A 26,553-nucleotide genomic window follows, 5' to 3' on the forward strand; every position below is an offset into this window, starting at 1 on the left:
GGTCCCGCTGTGACTCATCGCGAGCGGTGCTCCATGCGCTCCACCTCGCTGAAGGGCTCGCGCGCGTCGAGCACTGGTTTCGCGTCGAGCGGTGCAGACGCGCGCGCGGATACCGCGGCGCCCGGTGCGCATCTTGCACGACTCCGGCGTCGTTCCGGGCGCGTGCGGCGGGCTGCCCCGCTTCTCCTCGGAGCGAGACCCGAGGAGCCCCAATGAGACGCATTTGGCTGGCCGCGCTGATCTCACTCTCGCTCTCCGCGTGCGGGGACGCGCGATCCGCTGGGGAGGCTCCGGCCGAGGCCGCGTCCGCACCTGACCTCGGCGCGCACCGCGTCGACGTGTGCGCGACCGCCTCGCTGCGGAGCGCATTCGAGGCGATCGCACGCGCGTACGAGGCGCAGCACGCGGGTGCGGAGGTGGCGCTGCGCTTCGCGGGCAGCGCCGAGCTGCTCGCCGCGCTGAATGCGGGCGAGCCGTGCGACGTGGTCGCGTTCGCGGACAGCTCCGCGATGTCGCGGGCGGTGGGCGCGGGGCAGATCGCGGTGGGCAGCCCCGCCGAGCTCGCGCGCAATCGCATCGCGATCGCCGTGGCACGGGGCAACCCGAAGGGCATCGCGCACGTCTCCGACCTCGCGCGCCCGGGCGTGCGCGTCGCGCTCGGCGCTAAGAGCGCGTCGATCGGGCACCACGCGCGCTGGGTGCTCTCGCGCGCCAAGGTGGCGGTGAAGCCCGTGGCGGAGGTCGCCACCGCGGACGAGGTCTATGCGCGCGTCGCGAGCGGCGAAGCGGATGCGGGCATCGTCTACACGACGACCTTCCTCGGCGCAGAGCCCGCGCTGGAGCGCGTCGACCTCCCGGCGGAGGAGAACACGCCCGCGCTCTATTCGATCGCGGTCGTGCGCGAGCCGCGCGAGAAGCTCGGCGCCGAGGCGTTCCGCGCGTTTGCGCTCGCCGCCGAAGGGCAGCGCTTGTTAGGGGAGGCGGGCTTCCTGCCGATCGGCGCGAAGCGGGACTAGAGCCCGGCGCCCGGGATCCCGACCATCTCCGTCCCGCTCGTGAACAGGAGCGACTTCTCGGCGTCGAGGAAGCGCTCGATCCCGTCGGGCTTCATCTCGCTCTGCGCCTTCGCGACCGCTTCCGCGCTCGGCATCCACAGCTCCGTGTGCGCGCCGAACTCCTCGTTCACGGGATCGACGCTGAACGCCACGACGTAGCGCGCGCAGCCCGCGCGCGTGAGCGCGCCCACGGAGCCAGGCGCGTGGACTTCGAGGTAGTGGCGCACGAACGCGTCGCGATCGGCGCCGGGCTTCGTCTTCAGCAGGTACGTGAGCTTGTGGAAGCCCGAGCGCGTGAACGGGAACGGCTCGTTCAGAGTGTTCGGGGTCACGGCGAGCGCGCCGTCGATCACGACGTGCTCGCGCACCATCCACGGCATGTACGGCATGGCCTTTTGCTGGAACGTGTCGGCCGGCTTCGTGCCGTGCGGCTCCTTCGGCTTCGGCAGATTGATCTTCCACCACAGCTGCGCGATGCCGTCCCACGCGGGCGCAGCTTGCGCCGGCGCGTCGAACAGCGTCGCGATGTAGCGATGCGCGTGCGGTTGCCCCGCGAGCGCGGCGCCGGCCATCGACTTCACGACGGCGGGCATGTGATTCGCGAACCAGTTCGCGACCAGCTCGTCGCGCGTGACGCCGGGGCGGCGCCGGATCAGCACGTTCATGCGATAGCCGGGCGTGGGTTCGAGAGCGCGCATTCGGTCGCCTCCGCGTGGGAAGCGCACGCTAGATCGCGGGCGCGCAGCTCTGCACGCTCACACGCCCTCGGCGAGCGTGAGCGTCACCTCGCGGGTCGCTGAGCTCGTGTCACTCGCTTGCCGGAGCTGGCGGCTTCCCGCGCGCCGAATCGCCCGCGAGCTGCGTCTCGACCTCGGCGAGCAGCTTCCCGAGGTCGTCGTCCGACTCCAAGTGGCTCCACGCGATCAGGCGCTGAAGAATCGGCCGGGCTTTGGCGGGCTGCTTCGCGGCGACGTAGGCCTGCGCGAGGTGCTGCTGAATCGTCTTCTGCGAGGGCAGCAGCTGGTGCGCGATCTCGAGCGAATCCACCGCCTTTTGCGGGTCGCTGTCTTCGAGCAGGTACGTGTACCCGTTCTGATGGAGCGTCTCCGGGTTGTCGGGATTCAGCTTGTAGCTCCGGAAGAAGTGCCGGCGCGCTTCTGTGATGAATGCCGCTCTCTTCGCAGCTTCCTTTTCTCGCACCGCACGGAACAGGAAGTACTCGCCGTAATCGAGCTCGTGATTCGCCTCATTCGGCTCGAGCGCGATCGCGCGTTCGTAGCCGCTCACAGCTTCGTCCCAGCGCGATTCGTCACGCGCGATGTCGTCCATCCCGACGAGCGCGAGCGCGTTGTTCGGGTTCAGCGCGAGGGCAGCGCCGAAGAGTTCGCGCGCGGTCTTGCGCTCGCCGCGAATGAGCGCTGTCAGCGCGATTCCGGCCGTGACGGCATCAGGCTCCGCAGGCTTGATCGTCACGTTCGCTGGTGTAAGCGGTGTGTGAAGCGTCGTCGTCCAGTACTGCGCCTTCCTCGCGTAGCTCACGAGTGTGCGCGCCAGCGCCGACACCTTCAGCCCGAAGGCGCGCTCGAAGGCCTCCGCCGGCGGCGTGCCCGCTTCCGTGAGCTTCAGGTACTCCGTGATATGCGCCACGCTGTTCGCGCCGGGCCGCCCGATCATCAGGTAGTGGACCAGGAACCACGACTGCGCGTAGAACATGTGCATCCGGTCGCGCCCGAACTCGCGCTGATTTCGTGACTCGATGATCGCCCGAAACGGGAGCCACGCGGAGTTGTTGAGCGACGACGCGCGCCACTCGAGAGAGTTCCCGTACTCGAAGGACGTGCCGTCCGGGCTGACGGTCAAAGTCGAGAGCAGCTCTGCGAAGCCATCGTCGAGCCATGGCGGGAAGAGCTGCGCGCCCTGGTTGCGCAGCAAGAAGTGCAGATACTCGTGCTTCAGCACTTCGTCGGTCTTCTTGCCTTGTGGGAGGAGCATCGCGTAGTTCGCGCGCATGCCCGGCAAGAACCAGCCCACCGCGCCTTGCTTGAAGCCGAGCGCGGGCATGGCTTTTGGGAGCACGTAGATCTTCGTCGGGATGCGCTCGTCGAAACGCCGGATGCTGGTGAGGCCGGGTACGACTTCGCGGAAGTGCTCGAGCGAGACGATCAACTCGCGGGTTTTGTCTTCGTCGAGTGCGCTCTGCACGATGAAGTGCTCGCTGCGCGCCTCGAGCCAAGGGTACTCCCACAACTCCTTGGCTTCCGCCGCCGCGGCGAGACACAGCGCGAGCCCGACCGACGCAAGCGGTGTTAGGTGACGCATACCGCCAGCATATTCCCACACGCGCGCCGCGGCAGCGTATCCTCGCGCGCCGAGGAGGCCCGCGTGCCGCTCGCAGGCTTTGCGCCGATCGACTTCGCCGCGTTTCACCGCGACGTCCTGCCCGCGCGGCTCGCGGGCTCCGCCCGCGCGGCGCACGCGGTCGCCGGCTTCGGCAGCCTCGCCCTGCGCACCCGCGATGGCGCCGTGTTCACGTACTCCGCGCGCGAGAGTGGACTCTGCGCGGTCGCGGGCGACGCGAGCGCCGACACCGTGATCGAGCTCGACGCCGAGGACTGGCAGGGCCTCGTTCACGACTACGAGGCCGCTGCTGGGCTGCTCTACGCTAACCGCGTGCGCTGTCTGCGCGGCGACGCGCTGAAGTTCGTGCTGTGGGAGCCCGCGCTGCGCAGCCTCTACACGGGCATGGAGGTGTTCGACGCGAAAGCGCTCACGCTGCGCGACGAGCGCGGCGCAAAGCTCGACCCGGCGCGGTCGTTCCGCCTGGGCGACGACGCGGGCGCGATGCGCCACTTCCTGCGCACGTGCGGGTACCTGCTCGTGCGCGGCGTGTTCACGCAGCGCGAGATCGACGGCTTCCTCGCAGAAGCGCGCGAGCTCGCGAGCGAGGCGCGGCCCGGCGACAAGCTCTCGTGGTGGTCGAAGGACGCCGCGGGGCGCGAGGTGCTGTGCCGCGTCACGCGCGCCGCCGCGAAGCCGCGCCTCGCATCGCTGCAACACGACGCGCGCGTGAGCGGCCTCGCAGCGCTCGCGCGCGAAGGGCTCGTCGCGCGCAAGGGCGAAGGCAACGGCGTCACGGTGATCTTCAAGAACCCCGGCATTCGCGAGGGCCTCTCCGATCTGCCCTGGCACCGCGACTGCGGCATGGGCGGCCACGCGCTGATGTGCCCCGCCGTGATCGTGTCCACGTACCTGACCCCTGCGAACGCCGACACCGGTGAGCTGCGCTTCCTGCCGGGCTCGCACGTGCGCGCATGCGGCGCGTTCATCGATCCCGCGGAGTCGGCTTCGCCGCGCGGCGTTTCGTTCGACGCTCGGCCCGGCGACGTGAGCGTTCACTTCGGCGACGTGATGCACGCCGCGCCGCCGCCGCGCCGCAGCGATCTCGCGGGCTACCGCGTCAGCGCGATCACGGGCTTCGGACCGCCCGAGTTCCGCGCGCACCGCGGCGAGAGCTACAACGCCGCACTTCACCGCCGCGACGACGGACAGATCGAGAACTTGCTCGATGTCGCGAAGCAGACGAGCCGCTGAGGAGACGAGATGGCCGACCGCATTCCGCAGACCGCCCGCGAGCGCGGCAAGATCGCGCCCGCGAAGGTCGCACACGTCGTGCTGCGCACGAATCAGTACGACGAGATGGTCGCGTGGTGGAAGACGTTCCTCGAGGCCGAGCCGCTGCACGCGAACCCGTTCATCACGTTCCTCACCTTCGACGAGGAGCACCACCGCCTCGCGATCGCGCGGGGGCCGAATCTCGCGCCCAAGGTCACGAACTCGGTCGGCGTCGATCACTTCGCGTTCGCGCATGCCAGCGTCGGCGACCTGCTCTCGACCTACGTGCGCCTCGCGGAGCAGGGCATTCGCCCGAGCACGTCGATCCATCACGGCATCTCGCTCTCGTTCTACTACCTCGATCACGACCGCAACGAGGTGGAGCTGCAGGTCGACGCGTTCCCGAGCGTGGAGGCGACGAACGCGTACCTCGCGGACGGCCCCTTCGCGCGCAATCCGATCGGCGTGCTGTTCGACGCCGACGCGCTCGTGAAGCGCTGGCGCGAAGGCGCGAGCGACGCGGAGTTGTTACGGCCGCTGGCGGGTGGGCCCCCGGACATGAGCACGGCGTTCGCCGAGCACTGAGGAGACGAGCATGCGGAGCCTCACGGGCCTTTCGATGGCGCTCGCGCTCGGGCTCGCGACGCCGGGCGCCGCGCACGAAGGTCACGATGTCGAAGCGGGTGCGGGCATGGAGGCGCCCGCGCCGCCGCCGCACGCGTTCGACCGCTTGCAGGCGCTCGCGGGCGAGTGGATCGCGGCGGAGGACACGCCGAGCTTCAAGCAGGGTGAGCTCGTCGCGCGCTACACGCTGACGGGCGGCGGCAGCGCGCTCGTCGACGTGCTCTTCCCAGGCAAGCCGTACGAGATGACGACCGTCTACCACCGCGACGGCGCCGACCTCGCGCTCACGCATTACTGCGCCGGCGGCAATCAGCCGCGCATGCGCGCGACGGCGCCGGCAGCGGACGCGAGCGTGTTCGAGTTCGCGTTCGACGGCGGCACGAACCTCGACGCGAGCCGCGATTCCCACATGCACAGCGCGCGCATTCAGCTCGTGAACGCGGACGAGCTGATCGGCGAGTGGCAAGGCTGGAATGGCGGCAAGCCCGACGGGCCGCCGATGCGCTTTCACTTGTTGCGGAAGAAGTAGAGCGCCCTCAGCGCGGTTCGCTCTCGCGCTCGGCCTTTCGCCTCGCACGCAGCGCGTCGAGGCGCGCCTTGATGTCGCGCTCCGCCCCGAGCTCGGTCGGCTGATAGAACGGATCGCCGCTCACCGCGCTCGGCAGGTTGCGCGCGGCGACGAACGCGTCGGGAGCGTCGTGCGCGTACTGGTAGCCGGCGCCGTAGCCCTCGCGCTTCATCAGCGCGCTGACCGCGTTGCGTAGATGCATGGGCACCGGCGCGCTGCCGAACTTCGCGACGGCTTCGCTCGCGCGTCCGAGCGCGAGGTACGAGGCGTTGCTCTTGGGCGCGCACGCGAGATACGCGGCGCACTGCGCGAGGGGGATGCGCGCCTCGGGCATGCCGAGGCGGTCGACGGCCTGGAAGCATGCGACGGCCAGCGGCAGCGCGTGGGGATCCGCGTTCGAGACGTCCTCGCTCGCGAAGATCATCATGCGGCGCGCGGCGAAGAGCGGGTCGTCGCCGGAGTCGAGGATGCGCGCGAGGTAGTAGAGCGCCGCGTCGGGATCGCTCGCGCGCAGGCTCTTGATGAACGCCGATGCGACGTTGTAGTGCTCCTCGCGATCGCGGTCGTGCAGCAGCGTGCGCTCGCCGATCGCACGCTTCGCGACATCGAGCGTGAGCGTGGGAGTTGTTACGGCCTCCGCGTCCGTGCGCGTGCGCAGGAACGCGACGCTCGTCTCGAGCATGCCGAGCGCGCGGCGCGCGTCGCCGTCCGCGGCGTCCGCGATCGCGGCGAGCGCGTCGGCGTTCGCGGCGACCGTGCCGCCGTAGCCGCGCTCCGCGTCCGCGAGGGCGCGTTCAAGCAGCGCAAGCAGGTCGCTCGCAGCGAGCGAGCGCAGCGTGAACACGCGGCAGCGCGAGAGCAGCGGGCCGACCACCTCGAACGATGGGTTCTCGGTGGTCGCGCCGATCAGCGTGATCACGCCCGACTCGACGTGGGGGAGCAGGGCGTCCTGCTGAGCCCGGTTGAAGCGATGGATCTCGTCGAGGAACAGGACGGTGCGCTCGCCGCCGCGCCGCGTGCGCTCCGCCTCGGCGATCACCTCGCGCACTTCCTTCACACCCGCGGTCACTGCGGACAGCGCGACGAAGCGCGCCGCGCGGCCGGGTGCCGCCTGCGCGACGAGGCGCGCGAGCGTGGTCTTGCCGCAGCCGGGCGGGCCCCACAGCAGGAGTGACGGCAGCGTGCCCGCGCCGATCAGCGCGCGCAGCGGCGCGCCGGGCGCGACCAGATGCGGTTGCCCCGCGATCTCGTCGAGCGCGCGCGGGCGCATGCGCTCCGCGAGCGGCGCGCCGGCGCGCGAGAGCGCGGATGCGCCCGCCAGCGCGGAGCCAGCGGCGCGCGGTGCGGGCGCGTCGTGCGCGAAGAGGTCGGGCGTGTCGTCGCGCGGCATCTGGGCACGATACCGGCGCGCGCGGGGCGATCATTCCGGCCGGGCCAAAATGACCGGGCGGACAAAACGGCCCGGCCGAAACGATCGGCCGCGCGCGCCGCTTGCGGCGCCCGCGCGCTGCGGCCACGCTGCGCAGCATGTCGTCGCTGCGTTCGCCGGTGCATCGCGTGGGCTTGTGCTCGAAGCCGCGCTCGGCGCCGGCGCAGGCCGCGGCGCGCGAGTTGGCGCAGTGGCTCGCGGCGCGCGGCGTCGAGGTGATGCTCGCGGACTCGCTCGGCGCGGGCGGGCAGGCGCTCGGCGCTCTCGCGGAGAAGGCGGACCTACTCGTCGTGCTCGGCGGCGACGGCACGCTGCTCTCCGTCGCGCGCGAGGTCGGCGCGCGCACAGTGCCGATCCTCGGCGTGAATCTCGGCACGCTCGGATTTCTCGCCGAGTTCGCGCCGAGCGAAGAGCGCGAGATCCTCGAGCGCGTGCTGCGCGGCGATTACACCACCGTGGAGCGCATGCGCCTCGAGGTGCGCGCGCTGCGCGGCGAGCGCGAGCTGTTCCGCTCGCACGCGCTCAACGACGCGGTCATCGCGCGCACCGATCTCTCGCGCATGATCGACCTCGAAGTCGCGGCCGATGCGGTGCCGGTCACGCGCTACCACGGCGATGGCCTGATCGTCGCGACGCCCACCGGCTCCACCGCCTACACGCTCTCTGCGGGCGGTCCCATCCTGATGCCCGGCGCGCGCGTGTTCGTGCTCACGCCGATCTGTCCGCACGCGCTCGCGCAGCGGCCGCTCGTGCTGCCGGACTCGACGCACCTGACGATTCGCGTGCATCCGCGCGAAGGCGCCGCGCACCTCACGGTCGACGGACAGCTCGGCCTCGCGCTGCACGACGGCGATCGAATCGAGATCGCGGCCTCCTCGCATCCCGCGCACTTCGTCGCGTCGCCGTTCCGCTCGCGCTTCGACGTGCTGCGCACCAAGCTCGGCTGGGGCGCCGCGTGATCGAGCGGCTGCGCATCTCGTCGCTCGCGCTGGTGGACGAGCTCGAGATCGAGCTCGGCGCGGGGCTCAACGTGCTCACGGGCGAGACGGGCGCGGGCAAGTCGATCGTGCTCTCGGCGCTCGCGCTGCTCGCTGGCGCGCGCCCGAAGCCGGGCAGCGTGCGCGATGGCGCCGAGAACGCCGCGGTCGAGGCGGTGTTCCGCACGAGCTCGCTGCCCGCACTCGCGGCAGCGATCGAAGCGCGCGGACTCGAAGCCGAGGGCGGCGAGCTGATCGTGCGGCGCACGCTTACGCCGGACGGTCGCAGCCGCGCGTGGGTGGGCGGCGCGCTCGTGCCGATTGGCACGCTCGCGGAGCTGTTCGGCGAGCAGATCGAGATCTCGAGCCAGCACGCCTCGCAGGCGCTGCTGCGCAGCGAGGCGCAGGGGCTCCTGTTGGACGCGTTCGGCGAGCTGCAAGAGCTGCGCGCGCAGGTCGAACGCGGCGTGCGCGAGCTGCGCGAGCGCGATGCGGAGATCGCGCGCCTGCAAGCCGAGGCCGACGAGCGCGCGCGCCGCGCGGACTACCTCGCGTTCCAAGTGCGGGAGATCGACGAGGTGGGGGTCGATCCCGAGAAGGTCGCCGCGCTCGAGCGCGACCACGCGCGGCTCGTGCACGCCGAGCGCCTGCGCGAAGACGCCGCGCGCGCAGCGGCAGCCCTGACCGGTGACCCCGCGCAGAGCGATGCCGCCGCAGCGGTGGACCTCGCGAGCGAGGCGGAGCGCGCGATCACGTCGCTCGCGAAGCTCGACGCGACGCTGGCGCCGCTCGCGGAGCGCCTGCTCGCGCTGCGCACGGAAGCGCAGGAGATCGCGCGCGAGCTCGAGCACTACGCGTCGGGCATCGACGTCGATCCGGCGCAGCTCGCCGAGACCGAGGAGCGCATTCGCGCGCTCGAGAAGCTGCGGCGCAAGTACGGGCGCAGCGCGGAGGAGATCGTCGCGCACCGCGAGCGTGCGGCGGCGGAGCTTGCCGCACTCGCGACGAGCGACGACCGCATGCGCAAGCTCGCGGGCGAGCGAGCGGCAGCGAACACCGCACTCGTGCGCGAAGTCGCGAAGCTGAGCGCCGGGCGCGTGAAGGCCGCGAAATCGCTCGCCGCGGAAGCGCAGCGCGCGATGCGCGAGCTCGCGCTGCCGGCTGCGCGCTTCGAGGTGCAGCTCGCGCCGGTCGCGGAAGGCTTCGGCGCGAGCGGCGCGGAGACGACCGAGTTCCTGTTCAGCGCGAACGCCGGTGAAGCGCTGCGCCCGCTGCGCGCGGTCGCCTCCGGCGGCGAGCTTTCGCGCGTGTTCCTCGCGCTGAAGAACACGCTGCGGCGCGCGGGCGCGGGCATGGTGCTCGTGTTCGACGAGGTCGACGCTGGCGTGGGCGGCGCGGTCGCCGAGCGCGTGGGTGCAACGCTCGGCTCGCTCGCCGAGCACCATCAGGTCCTCTGCATCACGCACTTGCCGCAGATCGCGGCACACGCGGCCGCGCACTTTGCGGTGCGCAAGCGCGAGGTGAAGGGGCGCACGGTCACCGAGGTCGTGCGCCTCGGTGCAGCGGAGCGCGTCGACGAAGTCTCGCGCATGGCGGGCGGCGAGAAGGTCACGGACGCAACGCGCAAGCACGCGCGGGCGCTGCTCCAGAGCGCGCGGCCGCCCCGCTAGCGCGCCCATCCTTATGGGCCCCCTGCCGCCGATGCATTGAGGCGAAGCGGGGGAAGTCATGGCAGGCGAGGCGACCGTCAAGCCGTCCGCGCCGGTGCCGTCGGGCGCCGCGATCGAAGTGCTGCGCGGCTTCTATGAAGGGCTCGAGCTGCCGATCGATCGCGACTGGTTCGTGATCGGCCGCGGCCGCGGGGCCGACGCGGTGCTCGCCGAAGCCACGATCAGCCGGGCGCACGCCGCGATCGGCTTCGACACGGCACAGGGCTTCTTCGTCCAGGACCTCGGCAGCACGAACGGCACGCTGCTCAACGGCGAGAAGCAGAAGCACAGCGTGCTGCAGAGCGGGGATCAGATTCAGATCGGGAAGTTGTTACTGCGCGTGACGCTCCCGGCGCAGGTGGCGCGATGAGCGACAAGCGCGACCTCACGCTGCTCGTGATGGCGGGAGAAACCGCGCCGGTGCGGCGGCTGCGCGTCAAGCGCGCGTGGTTCAAGCAGGCGGCGATCGCGGGCGGTCTGCTCGTCGTCGCGCTCGGCGGTGTGGGCATCGACTACGTGCGGCTGCGCCGCGATGCGATCGACGTGGAAGAGATGCGCGCGGACACGACGCGCCGGCGCGAGGAGCTCGACGCGCTGAAGGCGGAGATCGGCGGGCTCTCGCAGCAGTTCGAGGGGATGCGCGAGCTCGAGCGCAAGGTTCGCGTGATCGCGAATCTGCCCGACGCCGTGCAGGAGGCGCGCGTTCCGAGCGACGCCGGGCAGGGCGGCGCGGAGGACACCGACGGCGCGAACGACGCGGAGCCCGCGATCGACGCGCAGCCCTCCAGCGCGGAGCATCACGAGGACTCGAGCGCGGCTGCGAGCCCCGAAGCGGAGCTCCGCGCTGCGCTGGATCGCATCGAGACGCGCGCGCGCAGGCTGAGCACGCTCTTCCCCGAGCAGCGCGCGAGCCTGGAAGCGCTCGTCGCGGGGCTCGAAGATCGCCGCGAGCAGCTCGCCGCGACGCCGTCGATCTGGCCGACGAACGGATACGTCACCTCGGGCTACGGCTTCCGCACCTCGCCGTTCACGGGCCGCAAGCAGTTCCACGCGGGCATCGACATCGCGGCCGACTACGGCACGCGCATCATCTCCCCGGCGAGCGGTCGCGTCGTGTTCGCCGGCCGCCGCGGCGCCTTCGGGCGCGTGGTCGAGATCGATCACGGCTTCGGGGTGCGCACGATCTACGGTCACACCGAGGACATCTACGTGCGCGTCGGCGAGCGCGTCGAGCGCGGCACGAGGATCGCGAGCGTCGGCAGCACGGGGCCGCACCTTCATTATCAGGTGAAGGCGCAGGGGAAGACCGTGAATCCGAGCGACTACATCTTCGAGTAGGGCGGGGCGGGTCGGCTTAGTCGCGGCATTGAGCCCGCGCCTTTTCTCCTTGTTTACTTCGCAAAGCGCTCCGAGGACTCCGCGCTTTGCTGCGCGCTTCGCTTGCGGCCTCGGCCGACCAGCTTGGGTGGAGCGTTCGACGGCTTGCTCGTGTAGGGCACGGTGGCGCTTCGGGTCGGTTTGGCGGCTGGAAGTCGTTGCGGGTGGCTCAACTTCGCGGCGAGTTGCTCCGTTATGGTCCGCGGTCTCTACCCCCGACCCGGACTGAAGGACGCAGCGCGCGATGGCGAGCATTTGGAGCCGACTCGTCGGCGCGATCGGGACGAAGAATGATCGCGAGCTGAAGCGGATTCTTCCGCTCGTGACGCGAATCAACGAGCTCGAGCCGAAGTTCGTGGCGCTCTCGGACGCGGAGCTGCGCGCGAAGACCGCGGAGTACAAGGAGCGGCACGCGAACGGGGAGTCGCTCGACGCGCTCTTGCCCGAGGCGTTCGCGACGGTGCGCGAGGCGATGAAGCGCACGATCGGGAAGCGCCACTTCGACGTGCAGCTGATCGGCGGCATCGCGCTGCACGAGGGCAAGATCGCCGAGATGAAGACCGGCGAGGGCAAGACCTTCGTCGCGAATCTGCCTGCGTACCTGAACGCGCTCTCCGGCAAGGGCGTGCACGTCATCACCGTGAACGACTACCTCGCGCGCCGCGACTCGGAGTGGATGGGCGAGATCCACCAGTTCCTCGGTCTCACCGTGGGCTGCATCGTTCACGACCTCAGCGACGCCGAGCGCCGCGCGGCGTACGGCGCGGACATCACGTACGGCACGAACAACGAGTTCGGCTTCGACTACCTGCGCGACAACATGAAGCCGAGCCTCGCGCACTGCGTTCAGCGCGAGCTCAACTTCGCGATCGTCGACGAGGTCGACTCGATCCTGATCGACGAGGCGCGCACGCCGCTCATCATCAGCGGCCCGAGCGAGGAGAACACCGAACTCTATCGCGTCGCGAACGCGGTGATTCCGCGCCTCGCGGTGGGGCAGAAGCCCGATCTGAAAAAGGAGATTCCGGAGACCGGTGATTATTGGGTCGACGAAGAGCACCACTCGGCCACGCTCACGGAAGAGGGCATCAAGAAGGTCGAGCAGATGCTGCGGATCGAGAACCTCTACGACCCGCAGATGATCCGCGTGCTGCACGCGATCAATCAGGCGCTGCAGGCGCACACGCTCAAGAAGCGCGACGTCGACTACGTGGTGCAGCCCGGCAAGACCGGGAAGCCCGAGGTGATCATCGTCGACGAGTTCACGGGCCGGCTGATGCCGGGCCGGCGCTGGTCGGACGGCCTGCATCAAGCGGTCGAGGCGAAGGAAGGCATCCAGGTTCAGAGCGAGAACCAGACGCTCGCGTCGGTCACGTTCCAAAACTACTTCCGCATGTACTCGAAGCTCGCGGGCATGACCGGCACCGCGGACACCGAGGCTCCGGAGTTCGCGAAGATCTACAACCTCGACGTGCTGGTGGTGCCGACGAACCGGCCGCCGCGGCGCACGGATCTTCCCGACGTGGTCTACAAGAGCGAGCGCGAGAAGTTCGACGCGATCGTGAAGGAGATCGAGACGCGCCACGCGACCGGTCAGCCGATTCTCGTGGGCACGATCTCGATCGAGAACAGCGAGCGGCTCTCGCTGCGGCTCAAGCGCAACGGCGTGAAGCACAACGTGCTGAACGCGAAGCAGCACGAGCGCGAGGCCGAGATCGTCGCGCAGGCGGGCCGCAAGGACGCGGTGACGATCTCCACCAACATGGCCGGTCGCGGCACCGACATCTTGTTGGGCGGCAACCCCGAGTTCCTCGCGCTCGCGAAGTCCGGCGGCTCGAAGGATCACCCCGACTACCCGCGGCTCTTCGCCGAGTTCGAGGCGCAGTGCGCGAAAGAGCGCGAGGCCGTGATCGCCGCGGGCGGTCTGCACATCCTCGGCACCGAGCGCCACGAGAGCCGGCGCATCGACAATCAGCTGCGCGGTCGCGCCGGCCGCCAGGGCGACCCCGGCTCGTCGCAGTTCTTCCTCGCGCTCGACGACAACCTGATGCGCATCTTCGGCGGCGACAAGATCACGCCGTGGATGGAGCGCCTCGGCCTGGAAGAGGGCGAGGCGATCGAGCATCGCATGGTGACGCGCGCCATCGAGAACGCGCAGAAGAAGGTGGAGGCGCGCAACTTCGACACGCGCAAGCACCTGCTCGACTACGACAACGTGATGAACCAGCAGCGCAAGACTTATTACGGGAAGCGGCGCGAGGTGCTGGCGCGCGAGGACATTCACGACGAGGCGGTCGAGGTGTTCGAGGCCGCGCTGTTCGAGGTGGTCTCGCAGTATTGGGGCGAGAAGGGCGCGCCCGGCGACGAGGAGCTGTCGGGCCTCGCGGCGGCGCTCGAGAAGCAATTCGGCGTGCCCTTCGACCCGCGCGTGGCTCCGCTCGCCGGCGCTGCCAGCCGCGACGCGCTCGGCGCGGCGGTGCTCGACAAGCTGCTCGCGCATCTCGAGGAAAAGCGCGCGCGCTGCGACGAGCTCGCGAAGCAGCACGCGGACGTGGGCTACCCGCACTTCTCGGACTACGAGCGCGAGGTGTTGTTACGGGTCGGCGACCGGCAGTGGAAGGATCACCTGCACGGCATGGACGGCCTGCGCGAGGGCGTCTCGCTGCGCGGCTACGCGCAGAAGGACCCGAAGCTCGAGTACCAGCGCGAGGGCTTCGCGCTGTTCGAGCAGATGAACGCGCGCGTCGATCGCGAGGTCGCGGAGATCCTGTTCAAGCTCGTGCTGCCGGAGCCCGAGCACCTTCGTCCGCCGCCGCCTCCGCCGCCGCGCCCGGTCGCGCGGCCCGCCGGCGCAGCGCCGCAGCAGGCTGCGCCTGCGGGACAGCGCCCCGGTCTTCCGGGCGGCACACAGCCTGCGCGCGAAGTCGCGAAGGCGGCGCCGAACGACCAGTGTCCGTGCGGCAGCGGGAAGAAGTACAAGCGCTGCCACGGCGCGTGAGAGCGGGGCGAGCTCTCGAGCTCGTCGCTTCGCGTCGACGCGCTCGCTCGCGCGGGCAGATCGCTCGGCGGATGCAGCGGGCGGAGCTTCGCTCCGCCGCTGATCCGCTCTGCGCGAGCTTCGCGGCCGAGGTCGCTCTTGCGCTCGTTCGCGCGCGCTGATTCTCTGCGCGCGCGCAGGGAGGCGCGCGATGAGCGAGCGAGCGGTGCGAGTGACGGGCTTTCGCTGGGCGGGCGTGCGCTGCGGGATCAAGACGCGCGGCGCCGATTTGATGCTGCTCGCGAGCGATCGCCCTGCGAACGCGGCGGGCGTGCTCACGCGCAACGTCGTGGCGAGCGCGCCGGTGCAGGTGACCCGCGCGCACTTGAGGCGCGGCGTCGCGCGCGCGGTCGTCGCGAACAGCGGCTGCTCGAACGTGGCGATGGGCGCGCAGGGGATGCGCGACGCGCGCACGATGGCGGCGCTCGCGGCGCTCGCGATCGGTGCCGCGCCGCGCGACGTGCTCGTGGCATCGACGGGCGTGATCGGCGAGCCGCTGCCGATGGCGAAGATCGCGAGCGGCATCGCGAAGGCGGCGCCCGCGCTCGCGAACGACGGCATCGCCGCCGCGGCGCGCGCGATCATGACCACGGATACGGTGCCGAAGATCGCGGGCGCCACGTTCCGCGTGGGCGCGACGCGCTGCACGGTGGCGGGCATCGCGAAGGGCTCGGGGATGATCGAGCCCAACATGGCCACAATGCTCTCGTTCCTCGCGACCGACGCGGCCGTAACGACTCGCGTGCTGCGCGCGATCTGGCGCGAGGTCGCGGACCAGACCTACAACCGCGTCACGGTCGACGGCGAGACCAGCACGAGCGACACCGCCGTGGTGCTCGCGAACGGCGCGAGCGGCGCCGCGAACCTCTCGAGCGCGCGCAGCAGCGGCGGCGCGAAGCTCGCGGGCGCGCTGCTCGAAGTGGCGACCGCGCTCGCGAAGATGCTCGCGCGCGATGGCGAGGGCGCGACCAAGCTCGTGACGATCGAGGTGACTGGGGCGAAGAACGACGCGCAGGCCGCCGCCGCGGGCCGCCGCATCGCGAACTCGCTGCTCGTGAAGACGGCGCTGTTCGGTGGCGACCCGAATTGGGGGCGAATCCTGCAAACGGTCGGCGCAGAGCGCGTCGCACTCGATCTCGCGAAGACCGAGGTGGAGCTGTGTGGCGTCCCGGTCTTCGCGCGCGGCGCGAGCAGCGGCCCGGCGGCCCGCAAAGCCGCCGGTAAGCGCATGCGGGGCAACGAGATTTCCATCGCCGTCGCGCTCGGCGCAGGCAAAGGCAGCGCGCGCCTGTGGACGTGCGATCTCTCCTACGACTACGTGAAGGTGAACGCGGACTACACCACCTGAGTCGTCGCGCGCGTGGGAATGCGAACGCGCCCCCGCGCGAATCGGATTGCCTCCTGGGAGCCTCTACACCTAGGCTCGTTCGCTGTTGGGGGCCTTGGAGGCTCGAGATGCGTCTCGCGATCGTTGCAGCTGCTGCGCTCCTCGCTGCTTCCTCGGCCGAAGCGCGCGTCTACACGTTCGTGAATCTGCTCGACTCGACGCAGCAGACGATCTCGACGAACGCGCAGTGCCTCGCGCCTTCGATCAACAGCCTCGGGGAGGTGGCGCTGCTCGCAGGGTCTGGTGCAACGCGCGGCATCTACAAGGCGTCGGGCGGCTCACTCACGCTTCTCGCGGGCGCGAGCTTCGGCGGAGCGCCGCGGATCTTCGACGAAGTCGGCTGCCGCGGCCCTTCGATCAACGATCAAGGGCGCGTCGCGTTCTGGGCCGAGACCCAGGGCGCGGGCGCGGACGGCATCTACATCGCGGACGCCACGGGGGTCTACACCGTCGCGGATTCGACCGGGCCGTTCGGGCGTTTCGATGACGCGTGCTGCCCGCCCTACGTGATGCTCAACGAGAACGGCCTGGTCGCGTTCGTCGCGCGCTTCGACGCGCCCGGACCGGAGGCGATCTACGTCGGCAATGACGCCGGGGTGCTCCCCGTCTACAGCTCGGCCAACACCTCGTTCGAGAGGTACGAGCATGGGCCCGCGATCAACGACGCGGGGAAGCTCGCCTTCTTCGCGTCCAACGCAGACGAGTCGGACCGGGGCCTGTTCGTCGGCAACGGCGGCGCGCTGTCGAAACGACTCGACTACTACGACGCTTGCTCGCTCAGCCTCGAGACGAACATCGACAACACGGACCGCGCGAGCTTCGCGGGCGACATCGGGAGCACTTGCCCCAGCGTCACCGAGATCTACCTCACGACCGCGACGACGATCGTGCCCGCCGCGCTGCCTCCCGTGATCTCGTTCTGGTTCGATCCGCCGTCCTTCGCGAACAACGGCGAGTACGCGTTCAACGGGATGAGCGGCGGCCTGCTCGGCGTCTACGTCGGAGGCACGACCAGCACGCCCGTGATTCGCGTGGGCGACCCGCTGTTCGGCTCGACGGTCGCGAGCGCTCAAATCGGGCGACAGGGCGCCAACGCCCAGGGGCAGGTCGTCTTCTGGTACAGCCTCGCGAACGGCGTCACCGGCTACGCGCGGGCTGATGCGACCCCGGACTGCGCCAACGGCATCGACGACGACGCCGATGGGAAGACTGATCTGCTGGATGCCGGCTGCTCGGGCGCGAGCGACCTGTCCGAACGCACGACCCTCTACTCGTGCGACGACGGCCTCGACAACGACGCCGACGGCCTGATCGACTATCCGAGCGACATCGGCTGCGCGAACGCGAAGGGCAAGAAAGAGAATCCCCAGTGCAGCGACGGGATCGACAACGACGGCGACACCTTCATCGACTACCCCGCTGACACGGTCTGCACGAGCCCGACCGGCTCGAACGAGAACCCGCCGCCGCCGTCCAACGGGTGCGGCATCGGCCCGGAGCTGGCGGCGGCGATTCCGCTGCTCGCGTGGCTGCGACGGCGTAGGCGCGGCGCCGCATAGCCGGCGCCCCTCCGTTCGCCGAAAGCCCAGCAAATTCGCGGCTCCGCGCCTATCGCGCGCGCGGTGTGTCTGCTAATTCCGCCGCCACTTCACACGCATCCGGACCGCCCCAGCGGTCCCGCGACCCCCAGGCGGCGAGGGCCTCTGGAATCTGGCGCGGGTTGGGGAATCGCGGCCGGGGCGGACGCACAACCGCGAAGGGAAGCTCCATGTCCGAAGGCCAGGGCCAGACGCCCGCCGCACCCGCCACCATGACGACCGCGATGTCCGCGCGGCGTCGCCCCGATGTCCGCAGCCTGCTCGACGCGGGCGCCCACTTCGGCCACCAGACGCGGCGCTGGAATCCGCGCATGCGCAACTTCATCTTCGGCGAGCGCGACGGCATCCACATCCTCGACCTCGACCAGACCGTGCCGCGGCTCGACGCTGCGCTCGAGTTCCTGCGCGAGACGGTCGCGAGCGGCGGCAAAGTGCTGTTCGTCGCCACGAAGCGGCAGGCGCAGGATCTCGTGAAGGCCGAAGCCGAGCGCTCGGGTCAGTTCTACGTGAACAACCGCTGGCTCGGCGGAATGCTCACCAACTGGCGCACGGTTCGGAAGTCGCTCGAGATGTTCAAGGGGTCGCTCGAGATCCTCGGCGACGAAGAGCAGCAGAAGCTGCGCTCGAAGAAGGAGCTTTCGCGCATCACCCGCGAGGTGGAGAAGTACAAGAAGTCGCTCGACGGCATCCGCGAGATGCAAAAGCTGCCCGACGCGCTGTTCGTCGTCGACGTGGCGAAGGAGCACATCGCGATCAGCGAAGCGCGCCGGCTCGGCATCCCGATCGTCGCGATCGTCGACTCGAACTGCGACCCCGATGGCATCGACTTCGTGGTGCCCGGCAACGACGACGCGATTCGCGCGCTCGAGCTGTACTTCGCACTCGCGGCCGACGCGTGCATCGACGGCGCGAGCGTTCACAACGAGCGCGTCGTCCAGGGCGGCGGTGAGCCGCGCAGCGCGGAGGGCGAGACGACCGCCGCAGGTCGCCGCGTGATCGAGATCAAGCAGCCGCCGCGGCGCGGTCGCGGCGCGACCGGCACTCACGGCGGTGGCGGCGGCGGACGCGGCCGGCGCGCGCCGGGCGGTGCGCACAGCGAAGGCGGCGACACCGAGGCGGAGTAACTCCGCCCAAGGCAATTGAATCGTCAGGGATCGGAGATAGAACGTGGCTGAGATTTCCGCAGCGGTGGTGAAGGATCTGCGCGACAAGACCGGCGCGCCGATGATGGACTGCAAGAAGGCCCTCACCGACGCGAACGGCGACCAAGCGCGCGCCTTCGAGCTGCTGCGCGAGCGCGGCCTCGCGAAGGCCGCCAAGCGCGCGGGCAAGGACACCACCGAGGGCACGATCGCGCTCGCGACGGGCGACGGCGTGGCCGCGTTGATCGAGCTCGGCTGCGAGACCGACTTCGTCGCGAAGACGCCCGACTTCCAGGCGCTCGCGACGTCGCTCGCGAAGGCGGCGGTGGACGCGAACGCGTCGACGGCGGACGGCGTGCTCGGCGCGAGCGTCGGCGGAACGAAGGGTTCGGACGTGATCGCGAGTGCGATCGGGCGCATCGGCGAGAACATCCAGCTGAAGCGCGTCGAGAAGCTCGCGTCGCCGGGCGGCGTCGCGGGGGGCTACATCCACGCGGGCGGCAAGCTCGGCGTCGTGGTCGCGCTCGCGACGACGGCGCGCGGCGACGGCGTGAGTGGGCTCGCCAAGGACGTCGCGATGCACGTGGCGGCGGCCGACCCCAGCCCCGTCGCGATCGACCGCGACGGCGTGCCGAAGGAGCTGCTCGATCGCGAGGCAGAGATCTTTCGAATTCAGGCGCTGAAGGAAGGCAAGCCCGAGAAGATCGTCGAGCGCATCGTCGAGGGCCGCATCAAGAAGTACTACAGCGAGGTGTGCCTGCTCGAGCAGCCGTTCGTGAAGGACCCTGACAAGTCCGTCTCGAAGCTGCTCGCCGAAGCCGGAGCGAAGCTCGGCGCGCCGATTCAGGTCGTCGCGTTCAAGCGCTTCCGGCTCGGCGAGACGAGCGGGGAGTAATCACAGCCGCGGTGCCTGCGGCGAAGAGGGGAGCGATGCCGAGATACCGGCGCGTGCTGCTGAAGCTCTCAGGCGAAGTGCTCGCCGGCGACGCGCGTTTCGGCATTCAGCCCAGCGTGCTGCGCGCGATCGCGGAGGAAGTCCGCGACGTGAAGCAGGACGGCGCCGAGCTCGGCATCGTGATCGGCGGCGGCAACATCATTCGCGGCGTCAGCGCTGCGAACGAAGGCATGGACCGCGCGACCGCCGACTACATGGGCATGATGGCCAGCGTGATGAACGCCGTCGCCATGCAGGACGCGCTCGAGAAGCTCGGCATGATCTCGCGCGTGCTTTCCGCGCTCGACATCCGCGAAGTCGCCGAGCCGTACATCCGCCGCCGCGCGACGCGCCACCTCGAGAAGGGCCGCATCGTGATCTTCGCCGGCGGCACGGGGAACCCGTACTTCACGACCGACACTGCCGCCGCGCTACGCGCCGCCGAGATCGAGGCCGACGTCGTGCTCAAGGCCACGAAGGTCGACGGCGTGTACAGCGCTGATCCCGCGAAGGTGGCGAGCGCGTCGCGCTACGAGCGGCTCACCTACGACGACGTGGTGAAGCAAGGTCTCGGCTTCATGGACCAGGCCGCGATCGCGCTGTGCCGCGAGAACGGTTTGCCGATCGTCGTGTTCGACATGACCGTCGCGGGGAACATCCGCAAAGTGGTCGCCGGCGAGTCGATCGGCACCGTGATTTCGGACTAGCGCGAGGGGGACTCAGATGGCGGGGGATGACGTCGCGATCGTGCTCGGCGAGGCGAAGGACGAGATGGAGAAGTCGCTGCGCAGCCTGCGCATCGAGCTCCAGAAAGTGCGCACCGGCCGTGCGAACCCGGCGCTGCTCGAGAACGTGAACGTCGATTACTACGGCACGCCAACGCCACTGCGGCAGCTCGCGAACCTGTCGGCGCCCGATCCGCGCCTGATCGTGGTCTCCCCGTACGACCGCGGCGCGATCGGCGACCTCGAGCGCGCGATCAAGGCCGCGAACCTCGGCTTCACCCCCAACAACGACGGCAAGATCATCCGCATCCCGATCCCGCCGCTCACCGAAGAGCGCCGCAAGGACCTGGTGAAGCAGGTCAAGAAGATGGCCGAAGAGCACAAGATCGGCGTGCGGGACGCGCGCCGCGGCGCGATGGAGATGGTCAAGGAGCTCGAGGACGACGGCACGATCTCGACCGACGACAAACGCCGCGTCGAGAAGCAGGTGCAGGATCTGACGGACGATCACGTCAAGAAGATCGACGAGATGATCGCGCACAAGGAAAAGGAAGTGCTGGAGGTTTGAGGGGGATGCAGCGCGCCGCGCAGCACGCGCCGAGAAGCGCTCGCGAGCTTCGCTCGCGAGACGCCGCACGCGCGGCACACGCTCCGCGCGCGCGAGTCCGCGACGCGCGCCCCCCGCGCGCGAGTCATCGCAGCGCGCCCCACTTCCCGCGCGCGAGTCTTCGACGCGCGCGCCCACCACTCGCTCCCCGCCCCCATCCCGCCCGCCCCCTCCTCACCACGCCGGTTGACGCCCACCACGCAGCGGCCTGCGCGACGCCGAATCAGCGGCGGCGCCAGCCGCCCGCTGCATTCGGCGAGCGCAGCCGCGCACACCGCGCAGCCCCTAACAAGCGAGCCGCGTCGTGAACGAACCGCGCCCCGCCAAGATCCCGACCCACGTCGCCGTGATCATGGACGGCAACGGCCGCTGGGCAGAGTCGCGCGGCCTCGTGCGCACGGACGGCCATCGCGCGGGCATGGAGACGGTGCGCACGATCGTGCGCGCGGCGCGCGAGCTCGGCGTTCGCTGGCTCACGCTCTACGCGTTCTCCTCCGAGAACTGGAATCGCCCGAAGAGCGAAGTCGACTACCTGATGCGCCTGCCCGAGGAGTTCTTCGAGAAAGAGCTTCCGGAGGTGATCGAGAAGAACGTGCGCATCCTCGCGATCGGCAAGCGCGACCGCCTGCCGCTCGGCGTGCGGCGCTCGCTCGAGAACGCGATCGCGCGCACCGCGCACAACACGGGCATGCGGCTCGTGTTCGCGCTCAGCTACGGCGGGCGGGGCGAGCTGGTGGAGGCTGCGCGCCGCATGCTGCGCGACGCGGATCTCGGGCGGCTCACGCCGGAGGCGCTCAGCGAGAAAACTTTCGCGCAGTACCTCGACGAGCCGGACATGCCCGACGTCGACCTGCTGATTCGCACCGGCGGCGAGTACCGCGTCTCGAACTTCCTGCTCTGGCAGATCGCGTACGCGGAGATCATCACCAGCGACGCGATGTGGCCCGACTTCGGTCGCGAGCGCCTCGAAGCCGCGATCGCCGAGTACCAGCGCCGCGAGCGCCGCTTCGGCCTGACGAGCGCGCAGGTGCGAGGCGGGCGGGGCGAGCCCCAGGGCGGCGCGTGAAGCGAATCGCGCTCCTCGGGAGCACCGGCTCGATCGGCGAGCAGACGCTCGCGGTCGTCGCCGAGTTTCCCGCGCGTTATCAGGTCACGGCGCTCGCCGCGGGCAAGCAGATCGAGAAGCTCGCCGCGCAGGTGAAGCGCTTCCGCCCGCAGCTCGTCGCGGTCGCGGACGAAGCGGGCGCGCGCGAGCTGCGCGCGCGGCTCGGCGCCGACGCGCCCGCGATCGAGATCGGCGCGCGCGGACTCATCGCCGTTGCCGAGGCGCCCGCAGATTGCGTCGTGTCCGGCCTCGTCGGCGCGATCGGTCTCGCGCCGACGCTCGCCGCGGTTCGTGCGCGCCGCGATGTCGCGCTCGCCAACAAGGAAGTGCTCGTGATGGCGGGCGCGCTCGTGCGCCGCGAGCTCGAGCGAAGCGGCGCGACGCTGCTGCCCGTCGACTCCGAGCACAGCGGCGCGTTCCAGGCACTCGCCGGGCACCGCCGCGAGGACGTGCACAAGCTCACGCTCACTGCGTCTGGCGGGCCGTTCCGCACGTGGAGCGCGGAGCAGATGGAGCGCGCCACGGTCGCCGAGGCGCTGAAGCACCCGAACTGGGCGATGGGCCCGAAGATCACGATCGACTCGGCGACGCTCGCGAACAAGGCGCTCGAGGTGATCGAGGCGCGCTGGCTGTTCGACCTGCCCGCGGAGAAGGTGGCCGTCGTGGTGCATCCGCAGTCGATCGTGCACGCGCTCGTCGAGTACGTGGACGGCTCGGTGCTCGCGCAGCTCGGCATGCCGGACATGCGCGTCCCGATCTCGCTCGCGCTGGCGTGGCCCGAGCGCCTGCCGCTCGCGCTGCCGCGCCTCGATCTCGCGCAGCAAAAGCGCCTCGACTTCGAGCCGCCCGACCCGAAACGCTTTCCGTGCCTCGAGCTCGCCTGGGCCGCGCTCGCCGGGGGCGAAGCGGCCCCGGCGGTGTTCAACGCGGCGAACGAAGTCGCGGTCGCCGCGTTCCTCGCCGGCGAGATCGCGTTCCCCGCGATCGCACGCACGAACGCGCGCGTGCTCGAAGCGCACCTTGCGGCGGGCGGTGCGGCGCTCACTAGTCTCGAAGACATCCTCGCGATCGACGCCGACGCCCGGCGGCGCGCGCGCGAGTGCGTGGAGGAGCTGCGCGCGTGAACGCACTACTGGAACTTCCGAGCACGTTCGGCGTGTTCGTGCTCGTGCTCGGCGTGCTCGTGACGGTGCACGAGCTCGGGCATTTTCTCGCGGCGCGCGCGTGCGGCGTGCGCGTGCTGAAGTTCTCGATCGGCTTCGGCAACCCGATCGGCTTCGGCCGCTGGCGAGCGCGCTGGGAGCGCGGCGGCACCGAGTACGTCGTCGCGTGGATCCCGCTCGGCGGCTTCGTGAAGATGCTCGGCGAGAACCCGGGCGAGGAGGACTCGCCGCAAGCGCGCGCCGATCGCGCCCACGCACTGCCGAGCCAGCCGCTCTGGAAGAAGCTCACGATCACACTTGCGGGCCCACTCGTGAACTTGTTGTTGCCGATCTTTGTTTTCATTGGCGCGCTCTGGATCGGTCTCGATCGCCCCGCACCCGTCGTCGGCACGGTCGAGCGCTCGTCTCCCGCGGAGGCGGCTGGCGTGCTCCCGGGCGATCGAGTTCTCGCAGTCGACGGCGACTCGGTGAGCGATTGGAGCGCCGTCGAAAGCGCGATCCGCGACCGCGCGGGCGCGGGAATCGCGCTCACGATCGAGCGCGCGGGTGCGACGCAGGAGCTCGCGATTACGGCGCAGCAGCGCAGCGGCATCGACATGACCGGCATCGCGACCGAGGTGGGCTGGATCGGCGTGCATCACGAGCGGCAGCTCGCACTGCTCGCGATTCCGGATCCCGCGAGCCCCGCGGCGCAGGCGGGCCTCGAGTCGGGCGACCGCGTCGTCGCGCTGAACGGCACGAAGCTCGAGGCGTGGCACGAGCTCGCTGCGGCGTACGCGACCGCACGCGGCGAGGTGACGCTGCGCGTCGCGCGCGGCGAGAAGAACGAGGAGCGCGACGTGCGGGCGCCCGCGCTCGGCTCGCTCGAGGCGCTCGGCGTGACGACCGCGGTGATCGTGAACGAAGTCTCTGCGGGCAGCCCTGCCGCCAAGGCGGGGCTCGCGCCCGGCGACTTGTTGGTGGCGGTGAACGGTCATCCGATCGGAACGTTCCAAACCTTTGCCGAAGCGGTCCGCGCCAGCGAAGGCGCGGCGCTGGCGGTCGACTTCGTGCGGGGCGGCGAGACCAAGGCCGTGTCGATCGCGCCCGAGAAGATGCGCACGGAGATCGCTCCGGGTGTGTTCGAGAACGTGTATCGGGTCGGAATCGCGGGCGCGGCGGGGCTCGCGGCCGGCGCGTTCGACGTGCAGCGCATCCGCAATCCACTCGTCGCGATCCCGCGCGCGATCGAGATGACCGGCGCGATGACCGCGCAGTTCCTCAAGGGCCTCGGGCACATCTTCGCGGGCCGCGTCTCGCGCGACGCGATCGGCGGCCCGATCGAGATCGCGCGTCAGGCCAAGATCGCGTGGGACTTCGGCTGGGAGTCGTTCCTCCGCATGCTCGTCCTGATCAGCATCAACCTCGGCATCCTGAACCTGCTGCCGATTCCCGTGCTCGATGGCGGTCAGGCGATCATGTACACGCTCGAGGCCGCGCTGAAGGATCGCTTCACGCTGCGTGCGCGAGAGATCGCGCAAACCGTGGGCTTCGCGCTGCTTCTCACGCTGATGATGTTCGCGCTCTACAACGACTTCACGAAGCACGTGATCGGCTTCTTCCGCGATCTCTGAGCGAAGCAGTTGTCGGCGCCGCTGCTGCTCGCGATCGAGACCGCCACGCGCGTGTGCTCCGTTGCGCTGGCGCGCGGCGGCGACGTGATCGCGCTGCGCGAGAACGCCGACGCGCGCCTCCACAGCGAGCGCCTGCTGCCGCTGATCGACGCGCTGCTCGGCGGCGCCGGCGTGAAGCTCGGCGAGGTCGAAGCCTTCGCGATCTCGATCGGCCCCGGCTCGTTCACCGGGTTGCGCATCGGCCTCGCCACGCTGAAGGCGTTCGCGCTGGACGATGCGCGCCCGGCCGCGCCCGTCTCGACGCTCGCCGCGCTGTGCGCGAGCGCGGGCGAAGGCGAGGGCGCGGTCGCCGCGCTGCTCGACGCGCGCCGCGGTGCCTACTACGCGGCGTGCGTCTCGCGCGCGGGCCTCGCGCGCGCGGACGTGCTCGCCGACTGCGTGCTCACGCCGCCCGAGCTGGCCGCGAAGCTGCCGCAACGCGCGCGCGTGGTGGTGGGCGAGGGCGCGCGCGCGGGTGCCGACGCGCTCGCCGCGCTGCGCCCCGACCTCGCGCTGCTGGAGCTCCCGAACGCCGGGGCGAGCGCGGCCAGCATCGCGCGCCTCGCCGCGCAGCTGCTCGCCGAAGGCGCCGGGCGCGCGTCCTCGGAGCTCGCGCCGGCCTACCTGCGGCGCGCGGAGGCGGAGGCGCGCAGGACGGGGCGCGCGTTCGAGGAGTGAGACGATCCGGCCGGGCCGAAGTGTCTCAGGTGAGACACTTCGGCCCGGCCGGAATGTCTCGCTTCCGTCGACACCGCTCCGGCGTTTCCTTAGGCTGCGCTCTTTCCCAAGCAAAACCGCGCGTTTGCGGCACGAGGGCGAAACCGATGGCGCTGAACATCTACTACGACAAGGACGCCGACCTCGCGCGGCTCGAAGGCAAGACGGTCGCGATCGTCGGCTACGGCTCGCAGGGCCACGCGCACGCGCTGAACCTGCACCGCAGCGGCGCGAACGTGATCGTGGGCCTGCAGAAGGACTCGAAGTCGTGGCCCAAGGCGGAGGGCGCGGGCCTGCGCGTCGTCACCCCGAGTGAGGCCGCGCGCATCGCGGACATCGTGATGCTGACCGTGCCCGACGAGACGGCGGCCGATCTCTTCAAGAGCGAAATCGCGCCCGGCCTGCGCCCCGGCAAGTACCTCGCGGTGGCGCACGGCTTCAACATCCACTTCCAGGCGATCCAGCCCGATCCGGGCATCAACGTGTTCATGGTCGCGCCCAAGGGTCCCGGTCACACCGTGCGCTCGAACTACGAGCAGGGCCGCGGCGTGCCCTCGCTGATCGCGGTGCACCAGGATCCGAGCGGCGACACCAAGGCGATCGCGCTCGCGTACGCGAAGGGCATCGGCGCCGGCCGCGCGGGAATCATCGAGACGAACTTCCGCGAAGAGACGGAGACGGACCTGTTCGGCGAGCAGACCGTGCTGTGCGGCGGCCTCGTCGCGCTCATGACCGCCGGCTACGAGACGCTGATCGAGGCGGGCTACGCGCCCGAGATGGCGTACTTCGAGACGATCCACGAGGTGAAGCTGATCGTGGATCTGATCTACGAAGGCGGCGTCGCGAACATGCGCTACTCGGTCTCGAACACCGCCGAGTACGGCGACTTCACGCGCGGCCCGCGCATCGTCGATGCCGCGACCAAGGCGCGCATGAAGGAGATTCTCGGCGAGATCCAGCGCGGCGAGTTCGCGCGCGAGTTCATCCTCGAGAACAAGTCCGGCAAGGTCGCCTTCAATGCGATGCGTCGCCGCGCGGCGGAGCACCCGATGGAAGAAGTCGGCGCACGCCTGCGCAGCCTGATGCCGTGGCTGAAGGACAACCGCCTCGTCGATCGCAGCAAGAACTGAGGCAG

At 70.4% G+C, this 26,553-nt stretch carries 23 protein-coding genes; 20 read left to right on the forward strand and 3 right to left on the reverse strand.

Annotation, left to right across the window (positions count from 1 at the left end):
* Positions 1 to 212 precede the first annotated feature (212 nt).
* Entirely contained in the window at positions 213 to 1,016 is an 804-nt protein-coding gene (modA, locus tag FJ091_09465) for a molybdate ABC transporter substrate-binding protein (GenBank protein MBM4383583.1), read from the forward strand.
* Here modA and FJ091_09470 read toward each other — a convergent pair.
* A complete protein-coding gene (locus FJ091_09470) occupies positions 1,013 to 1,753 on the reverse strand; it encodes an EthD domain-containing protein (protein MBM4383584.1) in 741 nt (246 codons plus the stop codon). The genes modA and FJ091_09470 overlap by 4 nt on opposite strands.
* A 109-nt stretch (positions 1,754 to 1,862) precedes the next feature.
* Positions 1,863 to 3,374, reverse strand: coding sequence for a tetratricopeptide repeat protein (locus tag FJ091_09475; GenBank protein ID MBM4383585.1), 1,512 nt, complete (start codon positions 3,372 to 3,374; stop codon positions 1,863 to 1,865).
* A gap of 63 nt (positions 3,375 to 3,437) precedes the next feature.
* Between FJ091_09475 and FJ091_09480 the strand changes: the two genes are divergently transcribed.
* From FJ091_09480 to FJ091_09490, 3 genes are read left to right on the forward strand one after another with little or no spacing between them, the layout of a single operon-like run.
* On the forward strand, positions 3,438 to 4,646 hold the full coding sequence (locus tag FJ091_09480; GenBank protein ID MBM4383586.1) for a phytanoyl-CoA dioxygenase family protein: 1,209 nt from the start codon (positions 3,438 to 3,440) through the stop codon (positions 4,644 to 4,646).
* Between the two features lie 9 nt (positions 4,647 to 4,655).
* Positions 4,656 to 5,252: a VOC family protein gene (locus tag FJ091_09485; protein MBM4383587.1), complete on the forward strand. Its 597-nt coding sequence runs from the start codon at positions 4,656 to 4,658 to the stop codon at positions 5,250 to 5,252.
* Positions 5,253 to 5,262: 10 nt separating this feature from the next.
* Complete coding sequence (locus FJ091_09490; protein MBM4383588.1) at positions 5,263 to 5,820, forward strand: hypothetical protein; 558 nt, start codon at positions 5,263 to 5,265, stop codon at positions 5,818 to 5,820.
* A gap of 7 nt (positions 5,821 to 5,827) precedes the next feature.
* Here FJ091_09490 and FJ091_09495 read toward each other — a convergent pair whose 3' ends face one another.
* Positions 5,828 to 7,249 carry a replication-associated recombination protein A gene (locus tag FJ091_09495; protein MBM4383589.1) on the reverse strand — a complete coding sequence of 474 codons (1,422 nt, stop codon included), beginning with the start codon at positions 7,247 to 7,249 and terminating at the stop codon, positions 5,828 to 5,830.
* A 137-nt stretch (positions 7,250 to 7,386) separates the two neighbouring features.
* On the opposite strand from FJ091_09495, the gene FJ091_09500 reads away from it, so the two are divergent.
* The 16 genes from FJ091_09500 to ilvC all read left to right on the forward strand — a co-directional run bounded on the left by FJ091_09500 (position 7,387) and on the right by ilvC (position 26,548).
* On the forward strand, positions 7,387 to 8,247 hold the full coding sequence (locus FJ091_09500; protein ID MBM4383590.1) for an NAD(+)/NADH kinase: 861 nt from the start codon (positions 7,387 to 7,389) through the stop codon (positions 8,245 to 8,247).
* Positions 8,244 to 9,935 (forward strand): DNA repair protein RecN, encoded by a 1,692-nt coding sequence (gene recN, locus FJ091_09505; protein ID MBM4383591.1) that lies wholly within the window; start codon positions 8,244 to 8,246, stop codon positions 9,933 to 9,935. The genes FJ091_09500 and recN overlap by 4 nt, the downstream gene beginning before the upstream one ends.
* Before the next feature lie 58 nt (positions 9,936 to 9,993).
* The gene (locus FJ091_09510) at positions 9,994 to 10,344 is read left to right on the forward strand and encodes an FHA domain-containing protein (GenBank protein ID MBM4383592.1); all 351 of its coding nucleotides are present in this window, start codon (positions 9,994 to 9,996) and stop codon (positions 10,342 to 10,344) included.
* The gene (locus FJ091_09515; GenBank protein ID MBM4383593.1) at positions 10,341 to 11,312 is read left to right on the forward strand and encodes a M23 family metallopeptidase; all 972 of its coding nucleotides are present in this window, start codon (positions 10,341 to 10,343) and stop codon (positions 11,310 to 11,312) included. The genes FJ091_09510 and FJ091_09515 overlap by 4 nt, the downstream gene beginning before the upstream one ends.
* A 283-nt stretch (positions 11,313 to 11,595) precedes the next feature.
* Positions 11,596 to 14,349 (forward strand): preprotein translocase subunit SecA, encoded by a 2,754-nt coding sequence (gene secA, locus FJ091_09520; protein MBM4383594.1) that lies wholly within the window; start codon positions 11,596 to 11,598, stop codon positions 14,347 to 14,349.
* Positions 14,350 to 14,539: 190 nt separating this feature from the next.
* Positions 14,540 to 15,736: a bifunctional glutamate N-acetyltransferase/amino-acid acetyltransferase ArgJ gene (gene argJ, locus FJ091_09525; protein MBM4383595.1), complete on the forward strand. Its 1,197-nt coding sequence runs from the start codon at positions 14,540 to 14,542 to the stop codon at positions 15,734 to 15,736.
* Between the two features lie 107 nt (positions 15,737 to 15,843).
* The gene (locus FJ091_09530; protein MBM4383596.1) at positions 15,844 to 17,334 is read left to right on the forward strand and encodes a hypothetical protein; all 1,491 of its coding nucleotides are present in this window, start codon (positions 15,844 to 15,846) and stop codon (positions 17,332 to 17,334) included.
* 209 nt (positions 17,335 to 17,543) lie between these two features.
* Positions 17,544 to 18,497, forward strand: coding sequence for a 30S ribosomal protein S2 (gene rpsB, locus FJ091_09535; GenBank protein MBM4383597.1), 954 nt, complete (start codon positions 17,544 to 17,546; stop codon positions 18,495 to 18,497).
* Positions 18,498 to 18,540: 43 nt separating this feature from the next.
* Positions 18,541 to 19,410: an elongation factor Ts gene (locus FJ091_09540; GenBank protein MBM4383598.1), complete on the forward strand. Its 870-nt coding sequence runs from the start codon at positions 18,541 to 18,543 to the stop codon at positions 19,408 to 19,410.
* Between the two features lie 35 nt (positions 19,411 to 19,445).
* Positions 19,446 to 20,156: a UMP kinase gene (locus FJ091_09545; GenBank protein ID MBM4383599.1), complete on the forward strand. Its 711-nt coding sequence runs from the start codon at positions 19,446 to 19,448 to the stop codon at positions 20,154 to 20,156.
* Positions 20,157 to 20,172: 16 nt separating this feature from the next.
* Entirely contained in the window at positions 20,173 to 20,742 is a 570-nt protein-coding gene (gene frr, locus FJ091_09550) for a ribosome recycling factor (protein ID MBM4383600.1), read from the forward strand.
* Between the two features lie 391 nt (positions 20,743 to 21,133).
* The gene (locus FJ091_09555; GenBank protein MBM4383601.1) at positions 21,134 to 21,847 is read left to right on the forward strand and encodes an isoprenyl transferase; all 714 of its coding nucleotides are present in this window, start codon (positions 21,134 to 21,136) and stop codon (positions 21,845 to 21,847) included.
* Positions 21,844 to 23,010 carry a 1-deoxy-D-xylulose-5-phosphate reductoisomerase gene (locus FJ091_09560; protein MBM4383602.1) on the forward strand — a complete coding sequence of 389 codons (1,167 nt, stop codon included), beginning with the start codon at positions 21,844 to 21,846 and terminating at the stop codon, positions 23,008 to 23,010. Before FJ091_09555 ends, FJ091_09560 begins: the two co-directional genes overlap by 4 nt.
* On the forward strand, positions 23,007 to 24,662 hold the full coding sequence (gene rseP, locus FJ091_09565) for an RIP metalloprotease RseP (protein MBM4383603.1): 1,656 nt from the start codon (positions 23,007 to 23,009) through the stop codon (positions 24,660 to 24,662). Before FJ091_09560 ends, rseP begins: the two co-directional genes overlap by 4 nt.
* Positions 24,663 to 24,671: 9 nt before the next feature.
* Positions 24,672 to 25,379: a tRNA (adenosine(37)-N6)-threonylcarbamoyltransferase complex dimerization subunit type 1 TsaB gene (gene tsaB, locus FJ091_09570; protein ID MBM4383604.1), complete on the forward strand. Its 708-nt coding sequence runs from the start codon at positions 24,672 to 24,674 to the stop codon at positions 25,377 to 25,379.
* Positions 25,380 to 25,531: 152 nt separating this feature from the next.
* On the forward strand, positions 25,532 to 26,548 hold the full coding sequence (gene ilvC / locus FJ091_09575) for a ketol-acid reductoisomerase (protein ID MBM4383605.1): 1,017 nt from the start codon (positions 25,532 to 25,534) through the stop codon (positions 26,546 to 26,548).
* The last annotated feature ends 5 nt before the right edge of the window (positions 26,549 to 26,553 follow it).

The organism is Deltaproteobacteria bacterium (assembly GCA_016875395.1).
Classification (GTDB): domain Bacteria; phylum Myxococcota_A; class UBA9160; order UBA9160; family UBA6930; genus VGRF01.